Here is a 20,371-nt window from a genome sequence, read left to right on the forward strand (position 1 = left end):
AAAAAGAGTACCCCAAGATTGCTACGAAGAATGTTTGTCAGCGTAAGACTTCATATACTTATAAAACACGCCATTCGCATTCGACCACGAAATAGCTAAACCACGCCACCCTGCGAGAAACCCACCTTTTACGACAAAGCTCTCGAAAAATCGCCACATAGCTTTTAAGAAAATAATAGAAGGCGGGTAGCTTTTCCCACTTTGTCGATTAATTTCTGTATATCGATCAACCTTCACTAAAAACTGCCCGAGATGCTGAACTGCGTTATGCTCAATCGGGTAAGGGATTTTTTTAACGTAGCTACCCTCATGAATTGCCACACTTTCATGTACGTCATTGTCGTTAAAATTATGCGCTTCGCGATTAAACAAACGCACTAACCAGTCGCCGCCCCAGCCTGCATACTTAACATACTTACCCATTAAAAAGTTTTTACGTAACACTTTAATCGCCATCGTCGGATCTTGATTAGGAAGCCAGTCTTCTAAGTACGCTCCCAGCTCTGGCGTGATCATTTCATCGGCATCAAGCGATAACACCCAATCATTCGTCGCACAAGCGACAGCAGCTTGCTTGGTCTTTCCAAAGCCTTGAAACTGCCCTTCAAATACCTGCACATTTTGATATTCAGCCGCAATATTTAAGGTCGCATCACTTGAGCCATTGTCGTACAGCACAACTTCTGAAAAAGCGCGTAATGAATCTAATGTCGCGCGCAGGGTATCTTCAGCGTTTTTGACAATAATGACTGCACTAACGTGATCAATCATGATGCATTCCTTAAAAAGAAAAATTTGAAGAATAAAAAAAGGGAGCCGGGGTAACGGTAAGCTTCCGAACTAAGCATACCGTTTTTTGGCTCCCTGAGGGACATTGATCGCTACTGATTTGCTTCAGTGATTACTTAGACAAATCCAATAGCAATTTGTTCAATCGATTTACAAATGCGCCGGGCTCTTTCAATTGATCGCCCATCGCCAATGCTGCTTGGTCAAATAAAACAAGCGTCAGATCATTAAATCGTTCATCGTCTTGTTCATTATTCAACTGAGCTACAAGAGGATGCTCTGGGTTCAATTCAAAACTTGGCTTGCTTTCAGGTACAGGTTGTCCTGCAGCTTCCATGATCTTTTTCATCTGCGCATCCATATCATGCGCACCAGCAACCAAACATGCTGGGCTGTCAGTCAAACGATTCGTCATACGAACTTCATCTACTTTATCTTCAAGTAGCTCTTTGATCTGTTTAACCAATGCTTCGTATGTCTTATTCGCTTCTTCCTGTTGCTTCTTGTCTTCTTCTGCTTCGATCTCACCGAGGTCAAGCTCGCCCTTAGTGATGTCTTGAAGATGCTTACCTTCAAAATCAGACAGGTAAGAGATCATCCAGCCATCAATGCGATCGCTTAGCACTAGAACCTCAATACCCTTCTTACGGAAGATTTCCATATGTGGGCTAGAAATACCTGCCGCATGACTTTCTGCCGAGATATAGTAAATCTTGTCTTGGCTCTCTTGCATGCGAGACACGTAATCATCAAGCGATACGTTCTGAGCGCTGTCGCCGTTTGTCGTCGCGAAGCGAAGTAACTTAGCAAGTTTTTCTTTATTAGAAAGATCTTCGCCAATACCTTCTTTAATTACCTGGCCAAACTCATCCCAGAATGATTGATATTTCTCAGCATCGTTCTTGGCCATTTTGGTCAGAGTATCAAGCACACGCTTAGTCAGTGCTGTACGCAAGCTATCAACAGTCTTATCGCTTTGAAGAATTTCACGAGAAACGTTCAAACTTAAATCACGCGTATCAACAATACCTTTTACAAAACGAAGGTAGAGAGGCAGGAACTGCTCTGCTTCATCCATAATAAAAACGCGCTGTACGTATAGCTTTAAGCCACGAGGAACTTCACGGTTGTACAAATCAAACGGTGCTTTTGCAGGAATATAAAGCAAGCTTGTGTAATCGAGCTTACCTTCAACACGGTTATGGGCCCATGTTAGCGGATCCTGGAAGTCATGCGAGATATGCTTATAGAAAGACTTGTAATCATCTTCAGAGATTTCTGATTTTGACAATGTCCATAGTGCCGTCGCTTCGTTAATTGCCTCGTCTTCAGGTTCTTTCTGCTCTTCGCCTTCTGCCGCTGGCATTGGCTCAGACTTCATAATGACCGGGAAAGAAATATGATCCGAGTACTTCTTAACAAGACTGCGTAAGCGCCAGCCATCAGCAAACTCAGACTCTTCTTCTTTCAAATGCAGAACAATAGAGGTTCCACGTGCCGTGCGCTCAACTGTTTCAATCGTGAACTCACCCTCACCTTCAGAACTCCAGTGCACGCCCTGCGCAGCATCTGTGCCTGCGCGACGGGTAAAGACTTCAACCTTATTCGCAACGATGAAGGCAGAATAAAAACCAACACCAAATTGACCGATTAGCTGAGAATCTTGTTTGCTATCACCAGTCAGCTTCGACATAAATTCAGCTGTACCAGACTTAGCGATAGTGCCCAAATGATTAATGACGTCTTCACGCGTCATACCAATACCGTTATCGGTAATGGTCACTGTGTTCGCATCTTTATCGAAATCGAGACGAATCTTCAGGTCGCCATCATTTTCGTATAAAGCATCATTTGAAAGCGCTTCAAAACGTAACTTATCCTCTGCATCTGACGCGTTAGAAATCAGCTCGCGCAAGAAGATTTCTTTATTGCTATATAAGGAGTGAATCATTAAATGAAGTAATTGTTTTACTTCAGTTTGGAAGCCTAAGGTTTCAGCGTTAGCACCAAGGTTCTCAGTTGCAGACATAAAACGATCTCTCTAACTATTTTGTTTGTATCATCCAAGCGATAGCGATATACGCTCGCCAACTTTCATGTGCTTAGCAATGTGAGGTCGCTTAAAAAATTTTCAAGGCAGAGAGCGGTAAATTCACAGATGAATTTATTAACAGGTGTCGTTACACTTGTGCGGCGTTTCGACTTACTTGCGGCGCGAGCGATCCAACTCACTTATAAAAAAGAAGTCATACCATGTTGCGAGCATTTGTTATTTTTCTATTTTCTGTCGTTGTGTTTATCGGTTTAAGTGCCTCTGTACTTGATGCGATATATGGCGGCGGTGATGAATTTCCCGACCGAACAACCGAACCGACCTTAACTGCGGATGCGCTTGAACTCGTTGTAGATCTCCCCTATCCACCTGGAAATATTGCGGTCAGCTCAGAAGGTCAGGTTTTCTTTACCTATCATCCAGAAGGGCGCCCAGCGTATAACTTAGCGGAAATTGTTGATGGCGAGGTTAAGCCTCTTCGCTTAGAAGGCGAAAAAGCATCCGCTTTAAATCTCGAAACAGTACTCTCGATGCGAATCGATCAACAAAATCGATTATGGCTACTCGACTATGCAAATCATGGAACAGGAACTGCGAAAATCGCGGCTATCGATATCTATTCTCGTGAGCTCGTTCATTACTATGAATTTTCGAGCGACATCGCAGGTTTAGGCTCGCACATGAACGATTTCCAAGTAGAACCTAATGGGCGATATATCTTAATCGCTGACGCGAGTATTTTTGGCTTAGACCCCGCTGTCATTGTGTACGACACCCAAACTCAAACCGCTCGCCGCGTTATTGAAGACCATGAATCCGTTGACGCCGACAAATATATTCCGGTCGTGGAAGGTGAGAAGATGTTGATGTTTGGCGTGTTTGCTGTGCGTCCCGGTGTCGATTCAATTGCGCTAGATCGTGAAGCAAAGTGGCTTTATTTTGCGCCAGTTAGTGATGAAGCTATGTACCGTGTTCCAGTAAGTGCGCTCATTGACGAGTCCTTACCAAGAGACGAACTCTACGCTCGTATCGAACGCTTTGCTGCCAAAACCATGAGTGACGGCCTTACAACAGATAATGCGGGAAATATTTATATTTCCGATATAGAACATTCGGCGATCGTCGTGATGAATCCGCAAGGCCAATTACAAACACTATATAAATCCAAAATGCTTCGTTGGCCTGACGGCTTTAGCTTTGGCCCTAATGGAGACTTATACATGACAGCCAGTGCATTGCAGTTCGTTATGGCCAAACCTGACAGCTACATCCAGCAAAATGGTCCATATCAAATCTTTAAACTACAGACAGAACAGACTGCAACAGCAGGCCACTAAATAAATATACTCAAGACAATTGCTTGAACCGCATTCCAAACGGTTCAGGCAATCTTCTTTCTAGCACAACTCATGGCTCTCATAGCTCTCATGTCTGCCACGCATTAATCACAAATGCGTACCGATAAAGTTAAATCTTATTCGCGAGACAACATGTACAACACATGCCGATCAACGTTTAAATACTCCACAAGCGCATCAGAACCAAGCGAGATCGCCTTAAATAAGATCAAGTTGACACTCTGTCGCGTAATTGTCTTTTGTCATACAACAATAAAACGGTACTGTCTTTTATGTCTGCGAACACGTCATTAATCGGTGAATCATTAACTCTCCCTTGCGGAGCCATTCTGCCTAATAGAATTGCCAAAAGCGCAATGACCGAAGGCTTAGCCGAGAAAGGTGACTTGCCAGGAAAAGAACTTGAAACCTTGTATCGCCGTTGGTCACACGGTGGCGCAGGCCTCCACATTACGGGTAATGTCCAAGTCGATCGCCGGTATCTTGAACGTGCGGGAAATGTTGTACTAGAAGACGATAAAGATTTAGATCGTTTCAAATCTTGGGCAAAAGCAAGCCAAGAAGATGGCAATCATTGCTGGGTACAGTTGAATCACCCGGGTCGACAGTGCCCCAAACTAGTCAACAGTACGCCTTTATCGCCTTCTGATGTCCACCTAGAAATGCTTGGTAATTTTGGCAAGCCAAAGCCGATGACTGAAGCGGACATTCAAGACGTCATTCAACGCTTCGCTCGTTCAGCTGAACTCTGCAAAGAAGCCGGTTTTAAAGGGATTCAAATACATAGTGCGCATGGGTATCTACTCAGCCAGTTCTTGTCTCCGAAAGTAAATAAACGCCAAGACCAATGGGGCGGAAGCATCGAGAACCGAGCTCGCTTACTTAGAGCTATAATCAAAGCTGTGCGAGAAAAGGTCGGCGCAGAATATCCAATCGGAGTGAAGCTTAATTCTGCTGATTTCCAAAAAGATGGATTTAGCTTCGAAGAGTGCGTTCAAGTTGCCAAATGGCTCGGCGAAGACGGCGTCGATTTACTTGAGATTTCAGGCGGCACGTATGAGCAACTGAGTCTTATGGGGGTTGAACCCACAGAGGTCAGAGAGAGCACGCGCAAGCGAGAAGCCTACTTTATTGAATATGCACAACGCATTCGCGAGGCTGCCAACATTCCATTGATGGTAACAGGCGGGTTCCGATCACGCTCTGTTATGGAGAAAGCGCTTGCGGATAAAGAACTCGATGTGATTGGTTTGGCACGCCCCCTTTGCACGCAAGTAAACTGTCCACGCGATCTGATTGAATCAAAGATTGACAGTCTAGACGACTATGAACATCAACTTGTTCTCGGCAAAGGCTTTTGGGGAAATAATAGTCGCTCTGATCTCATTAAAGCGATCAATAGCTTCGGCGCGGTTGGTTTTTATTACTGGCAGATGATTCTGCTAGCGAAAGGCAAGGAGCCAAATCCTAAGACTACAACGGTGCGTTATTTCCTTCGTCATATGAAGAATGACTTCAAACTAAACATGCGAAGAAAATTTGGTTAACGAGAAGCCTTATAATCGAAAACATATGAGCGCTGAACTTAAGCAGCGCTCATAAAAATTTGGAGGTTGTTATTCCAATAAGAAATGGGCACGCGCTAAGGCAATAGGCTTTTCTCTTCTTTGCTGCCATGCATGCACTTCCACATTCGCAACACGCCCTCCCTGACGAGTCACTTCGCAGTGGACGAAAGTATCTCTATCTAGACCGGCACGTAGATAATCGATCGAAAAATCGATAATCCTAGGAATCACGCCCCCAGGTTGCGTGGCTAGCAAATGCAGCATGCTCGCCATTTCCATAAAGCCACCTAATACACCACCATGAATCGCTGGCAAAATAGGGTTTCCTATATTACTTGGCTGACGATTTAACTTGTAAAATCCTGCGGCTGGTTCTCCATCTAATTCCACCCCAATATAAGACGCATAAGGGATAGCAGAAATCAGTGGTTCGAAATCTTTCGTTGCGAGTGCTGATGCACGAAGGTCCTTTAAGCTAACCTGCGATCGTGTGTTCTCATTGAAAGTAAATTCGGGTATTTGAGTGCCTTTGGTCATATGTTCCAAAGATGGAATACCTTTGGCACCCATGCGCATAAACGTGGCCACACAATGCGCGACAGTGCGATCAACTTGGTAAGCTTCACAACGCATGAATACGATATTTTTAGTGACGCGATAACAACTAGCGCGCGCATATACGGGTTGATCAGGTCGTGCTGAACGCATGTAATCAACACGTAAGTCTAAAGTTGGACAGAGCTCAAACTCTGGCAATGCACATAAAACCCCTGCGCCGGCAGCTGTATCCATTAGGGTAGTAATCGCCCCCCCATGAATAACACCAGTATCAGGGTTACCAATAATTTTCTCTGTATAAGGAAGTTCTAAGATTAATTCATTCTCGCGTGCCGAAGCTACGGTAATTCCGAGCGCCTGGCATTGAGCCAAAACAGAAATAAACCCTTCGACCTGACCTAACAAAATACTTTCGTCACGCATTCTTTATACAACCATTGTTTGAGAAAGGCAGGATTATAGTGAACTTCGTCACAAATAATAAGGCTTAAGCATCATACCCAAGCAGAGAAAGCAGCAATTCACTGGATTGCTCGGGCTGTTCAAACATAAAACAATGCCCGCCAATGGTTTTGCTTGCTTCTACAAAGGGATATTGGCGCGCTAGCTTAGGCAAGTTGGCACGCACAAAGTCATACGTGCGTGAGCCATAAATCATGTGCACAGGTATACCCAAGGCAGCTAGAGAAGACCAAACCGAGTTCGAGTAACTCGAGAAAATATTACTCTCTATTTTCGGCGGACATTTCAGTGAAAAACCACCGTTTTCATCTGATTTTATCGCATGATTAAGGTAGGAGCGTAAACAATCATCATCCCAGCCTTTGAAAGTGCCGCGTTGATAAAAGTAATTCCATAATGCTTCTTCGTCAGGCCAATACGTACCGCGAACAAGCGCTTGTTTTGCCAGGGGAAAGTGCTTTGACAGACCCAACATGCGTAAGCCATTCGCCGCATATGACCACGATCTCGACCCAATAATTGGATCTAACAAAAATACTTTCGTGAATAGCTTTGGGTCGATCTGTGTCATCAATAACGTGTTCACACCTCCAAAACTATGGCCTATCCCTATTCGCTCCACATCAGCCCATAAGGTTGAATAGTGCTGCCACACTTCAGTAAAGCTAGATGCACTATCATCCCAATCAGTAAAAGGACGAACTCCTGCGTCACTATCGCCATGTCCTTGCGCATTACTCAAAAAGATATCGAAATGTTTACTCAAGGGCCCTAGGAACTTTTCATACACCAAGCCGTTAAATCCATTGCCATGAAGAAAATGAATCACCGGTTTTCCAGTTGGAGGGGTGTAATGTCCACGCAAAGTAAAGCCTGCAGAGACGGTGTATTGCCATGGTTCCAAACCATGAATATACGAAGAGACTTGTTGGGCCAAGTGACTACCTATGAGTGATTAATGCCTGATATTTCTTTTTCAATGAATGAGTCATTTCATTGCTAATCGCATCCAGCGACTCTAAAGAAACAGGAGGATAATAATGCGAGCGGTAATGGTTCACAAATTTTAGTGTTAAAAAACCATCAAACCACTGGTGAAAGGCACTCTCAAATTGGCTTGGTGTATTCACTTGACGATGAGCATGCTGACAAAACGTATCAAAGCCTAAGTATTTCAGCGTGTCCAATAGTTTAGTGTTTTTGGATAAAGCGCCAATAAAACTCGGCATGATACGCTCCATCTCACCCAATAAAATCGCCTGTTCTAAGGAATCATATAAGTACTTAAGATCTGCGAATGTCTTAGGAGAATCGAAGCCGTAGTCATCGCCTTGGTTGTGCTCATGCTTCATTTTTTCCAAGGCTTGGCCAGTACCAAAGGGGACTCGTGAACTTAATCTGCCAGCCACACTCACAACAGGAGATTCTATACTTTCAACACCATGTAATTTGGCCAGTTTATTGAGCAGATAAAAGTCTTCTCCAGCTGATTTTTTAGGTACACCTCGAACCCGACAGTAATCGTCCACATCAATCACTATGATCGAACCAAGCGCTATATATCCGTAAGGAGACCCTGATGCTTTCAAGCGTTCAGCGACATAATGCAGTTTAAAATCATACAAAGCGCTTTCCCTAGCTAGCCCCTTCTCTGCCTGATGTTCAACACCTAAAACACATGCACTAGGACGGCTTTCAAAAGATGGGAGGTCAAAATAATCTGAGGGCAAGATAGCGTCAGCATCACTAAAATACAGCCAAGTAGGTATATGGTTTGAGAGCTGCGCGATAACTATATCTGCCCCAATTTTTCGCGCCAAGCCTACTGCTTTTTTAGCAGGTAATAGACGAGTTTGAGCGCAGTGATCAATGATTATTAATCGATGCCAATCATTTAACCTTGCAAGATAAATATGTGGATTTAAACGCTGCATCTCAAGGGCATCGATAAAATGAGAAAGCGCGCTTTCAGTTCGTCGACGAGCATCTTCAGCCCCGCCCTTAGGAGCATTAAACACCCAAACACTAATCAGGTTATCTGTTCGTGGCATATCTAAAAAGCGCGTTAATGCGCTAACAGACTCATCATAGATAGGAAGAACAAAACCAGTTACAAGGTCTGAATCGAGCTGAAGAACATCAGACTCTTGAGAAAACGCTAAGCTTTCGGGCTCAGCGTGTCGTTGCAGATAACGAGTTCGAATAGTTAGCGCCAAAGGACTATGCGAATGCAGGCTTTAGCAAATTGATTAAGGCTTCTTTTTGATCTGTGAGCGCTGCGTCGTCATATGGCTTTACCGAGTGACGCCCCCATATAGGAGCAGGCCAAGCTATGTCATTTTTGAAACGAACGACATGATGGATATGTAACTGTGAAACGACATTCCCTAAGGCCGCTATGTTTAGTTTTTCACCCTGAAAGTATTGCATCAAAGTTTTCGACAAAAACACTGATTCTGCATCAAATTGAGCACGCTGATCGTCGCTCAACTCATACAGCTCTTTCATCACATCATCGTTATCAGACATCACTCTTGGTACGAGAATGCACCAAGGGTATTGCTGATCATTCATCAGCAATACTCGACATAATGGCCAATCGACTAAAAACTCTGTGTCGCCAGCGAGGCGCTCATCCAAAATAAAGTTCACAGACTTATCCTTGCTCCTGACGCGACTGCCAAACAGCTTCCCAATCCAACGCGGATTTAACAATGACGTCTAAGTTGTCATGATCAGGAACCCATCCAAGCGTTTCTTTGATCTTGGTGTTATCTGCCATTAACGCGTCTGGATCACCTGCACGACGCTCAGTTTCCTCAACAGGGAAATCTTTACCTGATTGCGCTTTCACTACATCAATGACTTCTTTTACGGTGAAGCCTCGGCCGTAGCCACAGTTCAAGATACTAGACTCACCACCCTGTGCCATAAAATCTAAGGCCATAACGTGTGCTTTCGCCAAATCATCAACGTGAATATAATCACGAATACAGGTTCCATCGCGGGTATCGTAATCCGTTCCAAATACCTTCATACCTGATCTAGCCCCATTCACACATTCACAAGCCACTTTAATCAGGTGCGTTGCTTCAGGCGTCGCTTGACCAATTCTGCTATCAAGATCTGCTCCAGCGACATTAAAGTAACGTAGAATCACGTGTTTCAAATTTGATGCAAATGATAAATCACGGATCATCTGCTCACTCATCATTTTAGACGCACCATAAGGATTGATCGGTGCAAGAGGCATATCTTCTGTCAGTACTTTCTCATCAGGCATCCCATATACGGCAGCCGTAGATGAGAACACCATGTACGGAGTTTGATGTTTTTCAATCACACTCAATAAATTGAGGGTATTGCGCGTGTTATTTCCGTAATATTTAAGAGGATTTTCAACGGACTCAGGAACAACAATATTTGCGGCAAAGTGCAACACAGCTTCAAACTTATGTTCAGCAAACAAAGCATCCAGCCTATCAAAATCACCGACGTCACCAATGACCAATTCGCCATAGGTCACAGCCCATTCATATCCCGTCGAAAGATTGTCAAAGACAACAATATCGTATCCAGCTTCACCTAGTTGCTTAACAACATGGCTTCCAATATAACCAGCTCCTCCGGTCACCAACACCTTCATGGCTCTTCCTTAATTCCAACTTAATTTACAGATTCAGAGTTTATTTACTTCTAGCTTAATAAAAGTATATCTAAGACTTCGCAGCTTGCTTAAGAGCTTTCTTTTTTTCGCGACGCAAAGCAAAAAATGAAGAAATAAGACGACTCGACTCTTCGGCTAACACTCCCTGTGTCACCTCAACAGAAGTATTCATCGCGGGGTGATCTAACAATTGATTCTGACTAACAACCGCTCCAGCTTTTGGCTCAATAGCACCAAACACGACGCGCTTTAAACGTGCATGAACAATCGCTCCGGTGCACATGGTGCATGGCTCTATGGTGACATATAGGGTCGCTTCAGGGAGTCGATAATTACCAACACGTTCGCAGGCATCCCTAATTGCCAGAACTTCTGCATGGGCTGTCGGGTCGCAACTGCCAATTGGCGCATTGCAACCCTGCCCTACAATCTCATCATCTATGACAACAACAGCCCCTACAGGAACTTCCTGATTTCCAGCAGCTTGCTCGGCCAGAGCCAAGGCCTTTTGCATCCAGAAAACATCGTCTTTTTTCATGATGAGTATCTTTCTAGTTGATCTGAATAACGAATTATTCCCACTCAATTGTTGCAGGTGGCTTAGACGAAATATCATAAGTCACGCGCGACACACCAGAGATTTCGTTAATAATTCGATTAGAAACTAACTCTAAAAACTCATACGGCAAGTGAGCCCATCGCGCGGTCATGAAATCAATTGTTTCTACTGCCCGAAGCGCAATCACGTATTCATAACGACGCGCATCTCCAACAACACCTACAGATTTCACTGGTAGGAATACTGCAAAGGCTTGGCTTGTTTTGTGGTACAAGTCGTGACGGTGTAATTCTTCAATAAAGATATTGTCCGCAAGACGCAATAAATCCGCGTACTCTTTTTTGACTTCACCCAAAATACGAACACCTAAACCCGGGCCTGGGAAGGGATGACGATAAACCATGTCGTAAGGCAAGCCCAATTCGAGACCAATCTTACGCACCTCATCTTTGAACAGCTCACGCAATGGCTCTACAAGTTTGAGCTTCATGTCTTCTGGCAAGCCACCTACGTTGTGGTGCGACTTAATAACATGTGCTTTGCCTGTCTTCGATGCTGCAGATTCGATAACGTCAGGATAAATAGTGCCTTGCGCCAACCACTTAACATTCTCGATTTTGGCTGACTCTTCATCGAACACTTCGATGAACGTGTTACCAATAATCTTGCGCTTATCTTCTGGGTCTGATGCGCCCTCGAGGCGACTTAAGAATAAATCAGCCGCGTCTGCGCGAATCACTTTAACGCCCATGTTTTTCGCGAACATTTGCATGACTTGATCGCCCTCGTGCAAACGCAACAAGCCATTATCAACGAACACACAGGTCAATTGATCGCCAATCGCCTTGTGCAATAAAGCAGCGACAACAGATGAATCAACACCACCCGATAAACCAAGCAACACGTGATCACTACCCACTTGCTCTCTAATCGTCTCAATTGCATCCGCTACAATTTTGCTTGGCGTCCAAAGCGCATCACACTGCGCAATCTCGAGCACAAAGTGTTCTAAAATACGCTTACCTTGAAGAGTATGCGTTACTTCTGGGTGGAACTGTACCCCGAAGAAATTGCGAGATTCATCGCACATCCCCGCAACAGGGCAAGAAGGCGTTAGCGCCATCAACTCAAAGCCTTCTGGGATTTCTACAACTTTATCGCCATGACTCATCCAAACATCAAGTAGAGACTCACCATTCTCACCAAGATGATCGCGTACATCAGCAAACAAACGGCTATTACCTACTACTTCAATTTGTGCATAACCAAATTCGCGAACTTCTGAGCTTTCAACACGACCACCTAATTGTTCCGCCATGGTTTGCATGCCATAGCAAATACCAAGAACCGGTACACCTAAGTCAAACACAGCTTGCGGGGCTCTAGGGGTGTTATCGCCGGTTACAGACTCAGGACCACCTGCGAGAATAATCGCTTTAGGCTGATACTCTTTGATCTCTTCGTCGCTCATATCAAATGCGCGAATCTCACAAAACACACCAATTTCACGAACACGACGAGCAATAAGCTGAGTGTATTGAGAACCAAAATCTAAAATAAGCACACGATGTGCATGAATGTTTTGCGATACAGATTCAGAACTAGACATACTTTTTAATACCTTAAAAAACAATCGGGAGCCGCTGACTCCCGATTGTTGTTACTTAAAACTTCACTCTACTTATCAACCGACGCGGTAGTTAGGCGCTTCCTTGGTAATTGTTACATCATGAACATGACTTTCCTTCATCCCTGCTGCAGTAATCTTTGTAAATTCAGGTTTAGTGCGCATTTCTTCAATATCCGCGCTGCCTGTATACCCCATACTAGAACGCAAACCGCCCATAAGTTGATGGATAATAGCAGTCATTGGTCCCTTACACGCAACTCGTCCTTCAATACCTTCTGGCACGAGTTTGTCGACACCAGATTTCGCGTCTTGGAAATAACGATCGCTCGAACCTTGAGCTTGTCCCATTGCACCTAATGAGCCCATGCCACGATATGCTTTGTAGCTACGACCTTGATATAACTCAATCTCACCAGGCGCCTCATCAGTACCAGCCAACAAACTGCCAATCATGATCGTGCTAGCTCCAGCAACAATCGCTTTTGCCACATCACCAGAAAAACGAATACCCCCATCTGCGATAAGCGGAATACCAAGTGGTTGCAGGGCTTCAGCCACGTTTGCAATGGCAGAAATTTGAGGAACGCCAATACCTGCAACAATTCGAGTGGTACAAATCGAACCAGGGCCAATCCCGACTTTCACAGCATCGGCGCCCGCTTCAGCTAAGGCAATTGCAGCCTCTGCCGTCGCAATATTACCGCCAATAACGTCAACTTGAGGGTAGTTATCTTTTACCCAACGGACACGATCAAGCACGCCCTTCGAATGACCGTGTGCGGTATCGACTACAATCACGTCGACACCTGCTGCAACGAGCGCAGCAACACGCTCTTCTGTCCCTTCACCCGTACCAACAGCAGCACCAACACGAAGCTGGCCATACTCATCTTTGCTTGCGTTTGGATAATCTTGAGACTTTTGAATGTCTTTAACCGTGACAAGCCCTTTTAATTCAAAGTCGTCATTAACAACCAAAACCTTTTCGATACGATTTTTATGCAACATATCTTTAATGGCATCACTTGTCTCGCCTTCTTTCACAGTCACCAATCGTTCTTTCGGCGTCATGATTTCTGACACTTTAGTATCTAGACGGCTTTCAAAACGAATATCGCGTCCAGTTACAATTCCAAGTAAGTCCTTGCCATCGACAACTGGGAGGCCTGAGATTTTGTTTGCTGCAGTAATCTCTAATACTTCGCGGACAGTATTATGAGGCGATACAGTAATGGGGTCTTTCACCACGCCACTTTCGAATTTTTTAACGGCTTTTACCGTTGCAGCTTGTTCCTCAACGGTCATATTTTTGTGAACAATACCGATACCACCTTCCTGAGCCATCGCAATCGCGAGATTCGCTTCGGTAACAGTATCCATCGCCGCGGACAATAAAGGGATATTGAGGTCGATATTACGAGTGAGTCGAGTTTTGAGCGACACTTGGTTGGGAAGGACTTCCGAATACCCAGGAATGAGTAGGACGTCGTCAAAAGTTAATGCGTCTTGAGCTATTCGCAACATAGGGAGGATTCCTTAGCCTTGCCGAGAAAAGCGGTTTATTATAGTCGCCCTAGCAACTTGCTGTAAATCACTAATTTATATAGACTTTTCATAACCAACTGGTCAACATAAGCCCGCTATGCTCCCTCAAGAAGCCACCAACAATAAACCGACCGCACTTAGCGTCTCAGAACTGAATCGCCAAGTTAAACGAATGCTTGAAGTCAGTTACGCACAAGTATGGGTAAGCGGTGAGCTTAGCGGCCTTGCAAGACCAAGTTCAGGCCATTGGTACTTTTCTTTAAAAGACCAAAAAGCGCAAATTCGCTGTGCCATGTTTCGCGGTGCCAATCAACGACTACGCTTCCAACCAAAAGACGGTGATGAAGTTATTGTTCGTGGGAAACTCAGCCTATATGAAGGTCGCGGCGATTATCAACTGATCGTCGATAGCATGGAGCCAGCTGGGCTCGGCGCACTTCAAGCCGCATTTGACGCTTTGAAGCTTAAGCTAAATCAAGAAGGTCTTTTTGACAGACAGCATAAAAAACCAATTCCTCAAATGGCTAAGCGCGTTTGTGTCATTACATCTCGTTCGGGAGCCGTCATACACGACATCATCCACGTTACGAAGCGCCGCTTTCCAGGATTGGAAATAATATTAATCCCTGTCAAAGTGCAAGGCGAAGGCGCTGCACAAGAAATCGCAAAAGCAATCCAACTCGCAAATGATAAACAGATTGCAGATGTATTGATCGTAGGCCGTGGAGGTGGCTCTTTAGAAGACTTATGGGCATTCAATGAAGAAGTTGTTGCTCGTGCAATCTTTGATAGTGCATTGCCAATTGTGAGTGCGGTTGGGCACGAAGTAGATGTATCCATTGCCGATATGGTTGCAGACATGCGCGCCCCCACACCTTCTGCTGCGGCAGAATACATCACACCAGATCAGTATGAGCTCACCCAAAAATTAGATGATCAACATCGTCGATTACAGTTTTTGTTGCGAAACAAACTTCACCAATCTCAGCAGATCTTGAATACGCATCGTAATCGACTGCAAAGTCCGAGTTACTTACTCGCCCAAAAACGATTACACGCAGAAAATTTGGTTGGTCGCTTACATCAAGCCGCGCAAACGAAAATTCAAAACAATGCAGTATCGATAAGCAAAATAGAGGGGCGACTAGAGCGATTCCACCCGAAGTTGCAACTCGCTCAAGCTAAGCACAAGACCCAGCATCTTTCTCAAAAACTCTCCGACATAATACAAAGAGTTATGTCCCAACAAGAGCATCAACTGAGCTTAGCTGTCAACAAACTTAATCTTGTCAGTCCTTTAGCAACAATGGATCGAGGGTATAGCGTCCTACTGAACAATGAAAAAAAGGCGATTGTATCACCAGATCAAGTGGAACATAACGAAGTGCTGACCGCCAAAGTCAAAGAAGGAGAGTTGCGCTTAAAAGTCCAGAAAACGGAACACCCTCAGCAAGAACTTTTTTAAGATAATAAGATGTCTTTGGCTTGATTTAGTTGCGCAGCCAAGAAATCATTGCCTCCCCTATCAGGATGACATTTCTGCATTAGCTTACGATGCGCATCTACAATTTCCTGCTTGCTCGCGCCTTCAGCTAATCCCAATACCTTGAGCGCATCATCTCTCGTGGTAATCGTCGCTTTTTTAAGTTCGTCACCAGACTCATCTTTATCTTGCTTTCCCTTCCTTCTTTCAGACACGAACCTTCGTAAAACAGGCACATAGCGCAGTAAAGGATAAATACGTCGAGCAAAAGGGATTAAACCTGTCACAACCGCAGCGATGTAATGCAGTCGACCGGTTAATGTCAAAAACAACACACCAGCAAATAGCACGCTAAACAAAAAGCCAAAAACAAGCTTCTTTCTTCGTTGAGGAGAACCCGAATTATAAGCTTTCACAAATAGGATGATTGCAATCAAAACAATCACTGGAATCAACAAACGAAACACTGAAACTACCCTCAATGCATTGTAGAAAAATCGTACCACAAGCCAACATGATCACATATCTACCATTCTTATCAGCCGAATTAGTAGCCTATGCTAAACTTAGCGCTATCAGTCGGTTGGGCTTAGCTCATCATGATAAGTGCACTAATATTACCGGCTGAGCACTAAATTATAAAAATAGCGAGGCATAGCTCTTCAAATGAGCGATACAGATTATTACAGTGTTCTACGTATAAAAGCATTCAATGATTTAGCAAATCGAGCAAAACCAGGCATTTTTATTTATGCCATCGTTTGGTTTGCCATTGCGTTCTCGCTTAATCTGCATGAATCAAGCCCTCTATTCTTCCAAATCAATAGCGGTCTGATTGTCTTAATATTTATCACTCGCTTAACCCATCTATTTCTACGAAAACAAGTAGACAAACATAACGTCAACTTCTTAGAGATGTGGCTTACAACAAGCATTCTTCTTGCGGCGTTGCACTGGGGATTGATGAGCGCGTGGATTTTCTATGACAGCGAATTGACGAACATTGAGCCACCGATGCTCATTGTTCTAGCCGCCTTCGCAATGGGGGGAACCAGCACTTTAAGCATCTCTCCACTCATTCGAAAACTTTATCCAGTCGTTTTATTTTATCCAAGCATTATCTATTTCTTATGGAATCAAAACGCTAATGACCTCTTATATGCAGGCTTAATGGTCACGTCATGGGGATATATTTTAATTGCCTCAAAATCAGCCGAGCATGATTATTGGCAGGCTATTTCAAACAATCTTATTGCCGAAGAACGCGCCAAAGAACTTGAAAAACTAAGCGTCACTGACCCTCTCACTCAAATCAAAAACAGAATGTTTTTCGATGCCGAGTTTGAAAAAGAATGGCAAAGAGGTGCTCGCTTGAAATCATGCCTATCCATATTGATGGTAGATCTCGATTACTTTAAACAGATTAATGATAACTATGGCCATATCTTTGGCGATGAAGTTCTAATCAAAGTCGCGAGCTGCTTGTCAGAAACACTTATGCGCCCTGCAGATTGCGTTGCACGATACGGCGGTGAGGAGTTTATATTATTACTTCCTAACACTGGCGAAGAAGGCGCATCAACAATCGCAGAACGTTTAACCAGAAAAGTAGCTGAACTGCACTTTGAGCATGATGAAAAGAAAGTTCAAATCACATGTTCTATCGGCGGTGCAACGGCATACCCTCACCCAAACCAAGACCGCGCAGACCTTGTAAAACGCGCAGACAGTGCGTTGTATGAAGCAAAAGATCAAGGTCGTAATCGATTCATATTCAATGAAGAAGCGCTCGACCCTTCTGTACCGTTAATTGGGCGGTAATGCGTAGCTCCCTGTTACATGGGCCACTAGCTCTTTCGATTCCGAAGTAACAATATCAACTTCACAGTAAGCGATACATTTACCTAACTTTAGAATTTTACCTTCAGCAATAATATCTTCCTCGCCTGGGCGCTGCATAAAGTTAATATTCAAATTACTCGTAACCGCCATCGCGACCTTGCCCATAGAACCTAAAATCGCGACATACATCGCGGTATCACCAGCAGCCATTAGAACTGGGCCGGATACACTCCCACCAGGGCGCTTATTTTTGTCGTCAAATGGGATACGAATTCTTGAGAATCCCTCTTCAATCGTTTCTACGCGCAAATCAATTTCTTCAGCCATGGGGATCCATGCGCGAATCAAGCTTTGAACTTCTTCTGCTTGTAAGGCCATATTAAATGTTCTCTTGTTATTCAAACTTAGACTATACGATTAGTCTCAGGCTCTTTAAAATAAGCGCCATTGAGCAATACGATCACCTGCCCTCTCATACATGGCAATACTTGATCACGTTAACTGACTATCTCTACTACAGGACAATCACAGCAAATGCGCGCTAGCCGATTCCTTATCGCAACTCAAAAAGAAACCCCATCTGACGCTGAAGTTATTAGCCACCAACTCATGCTGCGAGCAGGTTTGATTCGTAAACTCGCATCTGGTTTATACAATTGGCTCCCCATGGGCTTGCGAGTGCTACGAAAGGTCGAACATATCGTTCGAGAAGAAATGGATCGAGCAGGTGCACAAGAGCTTTTGATGCCAGTTGTTCAACCAGCTGAACTATGGGAAGAGTCTGGGCGCTGGCAACAATATGGAGGAGAATTACTTCGTATTAAAGACCGTCACGAACGCGATTTTTGCCTTGGCCCAACGCACGAAGAAGTTATCACTGACATCATTCGCGATGAACTAAAAAGCTACAAACAGCTACCTGCTAACTTTTATCAGATCCAAACCAAATTCCGTGACGAGCGCCGCCCACGTTTTGGCGTGATGCGCGCACGCGAGTTTGTCATGAAAGACGCTTACTCGTTTCACGTAAACAAGGAATCATTAGACGAGACCTACGAGCAAATGCATGCGGCATATGTTCGTATATTCGAGCGATTAGGCCTTGATTTTCGTCCAGTACAAGCCGATTCAGGGAGCATTGGTGGCAGTTCTTCTCATGAATTCCATGTGCTAGCTGGTTCAGGCGAAGATGACATCGCTTTCTCAACAGAAAGCAGCTATGCCGCAAATATAGAAATGGCCGAAGCTCTAGCACCTACTGGAGAGCGTAATGCGCCAAGTCAGGATATGGCTGAGGTTGCGACACCAGAACAGAATACAATTGCTGAAGTAGCTGAAGCGCTTAATATCAGCGCAGAACAATGCGTGAAAACGCTCATTGTGCTAGGCGAAGCACCTGAAGGCGAAGACGATGCCGAAGCGCCTTTGGTAGCGCTTGTTCTACGTGGCGATCACGAACTGAACGATATCAAAGCCGAAAAAATTGAAGGGGTCGCATCTCCGTTACAATTTGCACCGGAAGAACGTATCGAGAAAGAACTAAATGCAAAAGTTGGTTCACTAGGCCCTATCGGTTTAGACATATTAACAGTCGTGGATCGCAGTGCTGCGCATCTTTCAGATTTCTGCTGCGGCGCAAACAAAACAGGTTTCCATTTAACTGGCGTTAATTGGGAAAGAGATGTCGCACTCAACACAATCGCAGACCTTCGCAATGTTGTTGAAGGCGATGCAAGCCCTGACGGTAAAGGGTCACTCGTTATTAAGCGTGGCATCGAAGTGGGACACATCTTCAAGCTTGGAGATAAATACAGCTCAGCCATGAATGCTTCTGTGCTCGATGAAAATGGTAAAGCCAAAATTATGGAAATGGGGTGCTACGGCATTGGCGTTTCACGCATCGTCGCCTCTGCAATCGAGCAAAACAACGACGACAATGGCATTATCTGGCCACAAGCTATGGCGCCTTTTGATCTCGCCCTCGTGCCTTTAAATATGCATAAATCCGAAGCTGTCGCAGAAAAAACTGAAGAGCTGTATGAAGCGCTTAAAGCCAAAGGTATCGATGTGCTAATGGACGATAGAAACGAGCGCCCAGGCTTCAAGTTCGCTGACATGGAATTGATAGGTATTCCGCATCGCGTAGTGATCAGTGATCGAGGTCTGAAGAACGGCACACTCGAATATAAAGGCCGTTCAGATGCTGAAAACCAAGAATTCTCTGTCGATAGTGCAGTAGAGGAAATTTGTAATAGGCTTGGTCTTGCATAAACAAGCTTTATATCGCATTTATCGCATTGTTCTGGCGGCCATTTTACTATGGCTGCCCGTTCTTGGTTGGGCCATACAAGAACCCGATACCGAACTAACCAAGCTATTACAAGAAGCAGTCACCGATGCATCAAGCTTTGATGATCGCTTTGACGCGGAAGTTTGGCTAGTCGATATGTCGAGCAGGTTAAAACGTTACATCAAAGACCCAAAAGAGCGTGTTGATTTTCTGAAGCTCGTGCACTCTGAAGCAAAGCGCGCAGGGCTTGAACCCGAACTCGTTCTATCAGTGATTCATGTCGAGAGCTTATTCAAGCGTTTTGCTATCTCCGTCGTGGGTGCTCAAGGCCTAATGCAGGTCATGCCATTCTGGAAAAATGAAATTGGTCGAACCGAAGACAATCTCATGGATACAGCCACTAACTTACGCTATGGATGCACAATACTTAAGCATTACATTAACCGAGAAAAAGGTAATCTAATTCGAGCACTCGCTCGCTATAATGGCAGCCTAGGCCGAACAAAATACCCTGAAAAAGTACTATTATTCTGGGAACGATACTGGTTCGTGAAACACGTTTAGCCT

The 20,371-nt window shown here is 44.4% G+C and carries 18 protein-coding genes; 6 read left to right on the forward strand and 12 right to left on the reverse strand.

Annotated features, from left to right (window positions below):
• Window positions 1–21: 21 nt before the first annotated feature.
• Both A3739_RS07405 and htpG read right to left on the reverse strand, forming a co-directional pair.
• Window positions 22–771 carry a glycosyltransferase family 2 protein gene (locus tag A3739_RS07405; protein ID WP_068476350.1) on the reverse strand — a complete coding sequence of 250 codons (750 nt, stop codon included), beginning with the start codon at window positions 769–771 and terminating at the stop codon, window positions 22–24.
• Window positions 772–901: 130 nt separating this feature from the next.
• Window positions 902–2,818: a molecular chaperone HtpG gene (gene htpG, locus A3739_RS07410; RefSeq protein ID WP_068476353.1), complete on the reverse strand. Its 1,917-nt coding sequence runs from the start codon at window positions 2,816–2,818 to the stop codon at window positions 902–904.
• Between the two features lie 224 nt (window positions 2,819–3,042).
• Between htpG and A3739_RS07415 the strand changes: the two genes are divergently transcribed.
• Both A3739_RS07415 and A3739_RS07420 read left to right on the forward strand, forming a co-directional pair.
• Window positions 3,043–4,179 carry an SMP-30/gluconolactonase/LRE family protein gene (locus A3739_RS07415; protein ID WP_068476355.1) on the forward strand — a complete coding sequence of 379 codons (1,137 nt, stop codon included), beginning with the start codon at window positions 3,043–3,045 and terminating at the stop codon, window positions 4,177–4,179.
• 293 nt (window positions 4,180–4,472) lie between these two features.
• Complete coding sequence (locus A3739_RS07420) at window positions 4,473–5,747, forward strand: NADH:flavin oxidoreductase/NADH oxidase family protein (RefSeq protein ID WP_068476356.1); 1,275 nt, start codon at window positions 4,473–4,475, stop codon at window positions 5,745–5,747.
• 69 nt (window positions 5,748–5,816) lie between these two features.
• Here the strand turns inward: A3739_RS07420 and A3739_RS30785 are convergent, their stop codons facing one another.
• From A3739_RS30785 to guaB, 8 genes are all read right to left on the reverse strand, one after another.
• On the reverse strand, window positions 5,817–6,749 hold the full coding sequence (locus A3739_RS30785) for a PaaI family thioesterase (protein WP_068476359.1): 933 nt from the start codon (window positions 6,747–6,749) through the stop codon (window positions 5,817–5,819).
• A 64-nt stretch (window positions 6,750–6,813) separates the two neighbouring features.
• The gene (locus tag A3739_RS07430) at window positions 6,814–7,725 is read right to left on the reverse strand and encodes an alpha/beta fold hydrolase (protein ID WP_197472161.1); all 912 of its coding nucleotides are present in this window, start codon (window positions 7,723–7,725) and stop codon (window positions 6,814–6,816) included.
• Window positions 7,726–7,729: 4 nt separating this feature from the next.
• Window positions 7,730–9,004: a hypothetical protein gene (locus A3739_RS07435; RefSeq protein ID WP_068476361.1), complete on the reverse strand. Its 1,275-nt coding sequence runs from the start codon at window positions 9,002–9,004 to the stop codon at window positions 7,730–7,732.
• 4 nt (window positions 9,005–9,008) lie between these two features.
• Complete coding sequence (locus tag A3739_RS07440; protein ID WP_068475877.1) at window positions 9,009–9,440, reverse strand: HIT domain-containing protein; 432 nt, start codon at window positions 9,438–9,440, stop codon at window positions 9,009–9,011.
• 4 nt (window positions 9,441–9,444) lie between these two features.
• Complete coding sequence (galE, locus tag A3739_RS07445) at window positions 9,445–10,434, reverse strand: UDP-glucose 4-epimerase GalE (protein WP_068476363.1); 990 nt, start codon at window positions 10,432–10,434, stop codon at window positions 9,445–9,447.
• A gap of 70 nt (window positions 10,435–10,504) precedes the next feature.
• Entirely contained in the window at window positions 10,505–10,993 is a 489-nt protein-coding gene (gene tadA / locus A3739_RS07450; protein ID WP_068476365.1) for a tRNA adenosine(34) deaminase TadA, read from the reverse strand.
• Window positions 10,994–11,027: 34 nt separating this feature from the next.
• Window positions 11,028–12,623 (reverse strand): glutamine-hydrolyzing GMP synthase, encoded by a 1,596-nt coding sequence (gene guaA, locus A3739_RS07455; RefSeq protein WP_068476367.1) that lies wholly within the window; start codon window positions 12,621–12,623, stop codon window positions 11,028–11,030.
• Between the two features lie 75 nt (window positions 12,624–12,698).
• A complete protein-coding gene (guaB, locus tag A3739_RS07460; protein ID WP_068476370.1) occupies window positions 12,699–14,168 on the reverse strand; it encodes an IMP dehydrogenase in 1,470 nt (489 codons plus the stop codon).
• A gap of 118 nt (window positions 14,169–14,286) precedes the next feature.
• Between guaB and xseA the strand changes: the two genes are divergently transcribed.
• Complete coding sequence (gene xseA / locus A3739_RS07465; protein ID WP_068476372.1) at window positions 14,287–15,654, forward strand: exodeoxyribonuclease VII large subunit; 1,368 nt, start codon at window positions 14,287–14,289, stop codon at window positions 15,652–15,654.
• Here xseA and A3739_RS07470 read toward each other — a convergent pair.
• Window positions 15,651–16,139 (reverse strand): DnaJ domain-containing protein, encoded by a 489-nt coding sequence (locus tag A3739_RS07470; protein WP_068476373.1) that lies wholly within the window; start codon window positions 16,137–16,139, stop codon window positions 15,651–15,653. The two genes, xseA and A3739_RS07470, sit on opposite strands and share 4 nt — an antisense overlap.
• A 199-nt stretch (window positions 16,140–16,338) precedes the next feature.
• Here A3739_RS07470 and A3739_RS07475 point away from each other — a divergent pair, with 199 nt between their 5' ends.
• Entirely contained in the window at window positions 16,339–17,493 is a 1,155-nt protein-coding gene (locus A3739_RS07475) for a GGDEF domain-containing protein (protein ID WP_068476376.1), read from the forward strand.
• Here A3739_RS07475 and A3739_RS07480 read toward each other — a convergent pair.
• Window positions 17,479–17,892: a PaaI family thioesterase gene (locus A3739_RS07480; RefSeq protein ID WP_068500914.1), complete on the reverse strand. Its 414-nt coding sequence runs from the start codon at window positions 17,890–17,892 to the stop codon at window positions 17,479–17,481. The two genes, A3739_RS07475 and A3739_RS07480, sit on opposite strands and share 15 nt — an antisense overlap.
• A gap of 156 nt (window positions 17,893–18,048) precedes the next feature.
• On the opposite strand from A3739_RS07480, the gene A3739_RS07485 reads away from it, so the two are divergent.
• Both A3739_RS07485 and A3739_RS07490 read left to right on the forward strand, forming a co-directional pair.
• On the forward strand, window positions 18,049–19,785 hold the full coding sequence (locus A3739_RS07485; RefSeq protein ID WP_068476379.1) for a proline--tRNA ligase: 1,737 nt from the start codon (window positions 18,049–18,051) through the stop codon (window positions 19,783–19,785).
• Window positions 19,778–20,368, forward strand: coding sequence for a lytic transglycosylase domain-containing protein (locus tag A3739_RS07490; RefSeq protein ID WP_068476637.1), 591 nt, complete (start codon window positions 19,778–19,780; stop codon window positions 20,366–20,368). Before A3739_RS07485 ends, A3739_RS07490 begins: the two co-directional genes overlap by 8 nt.
• The last annotated feature ends 3 nt before the right edge of the window (window positions 20,369–20,371 follow it).

This window comes from Oleiphilus sp. HI0067 (assembly GCF_001635735.1).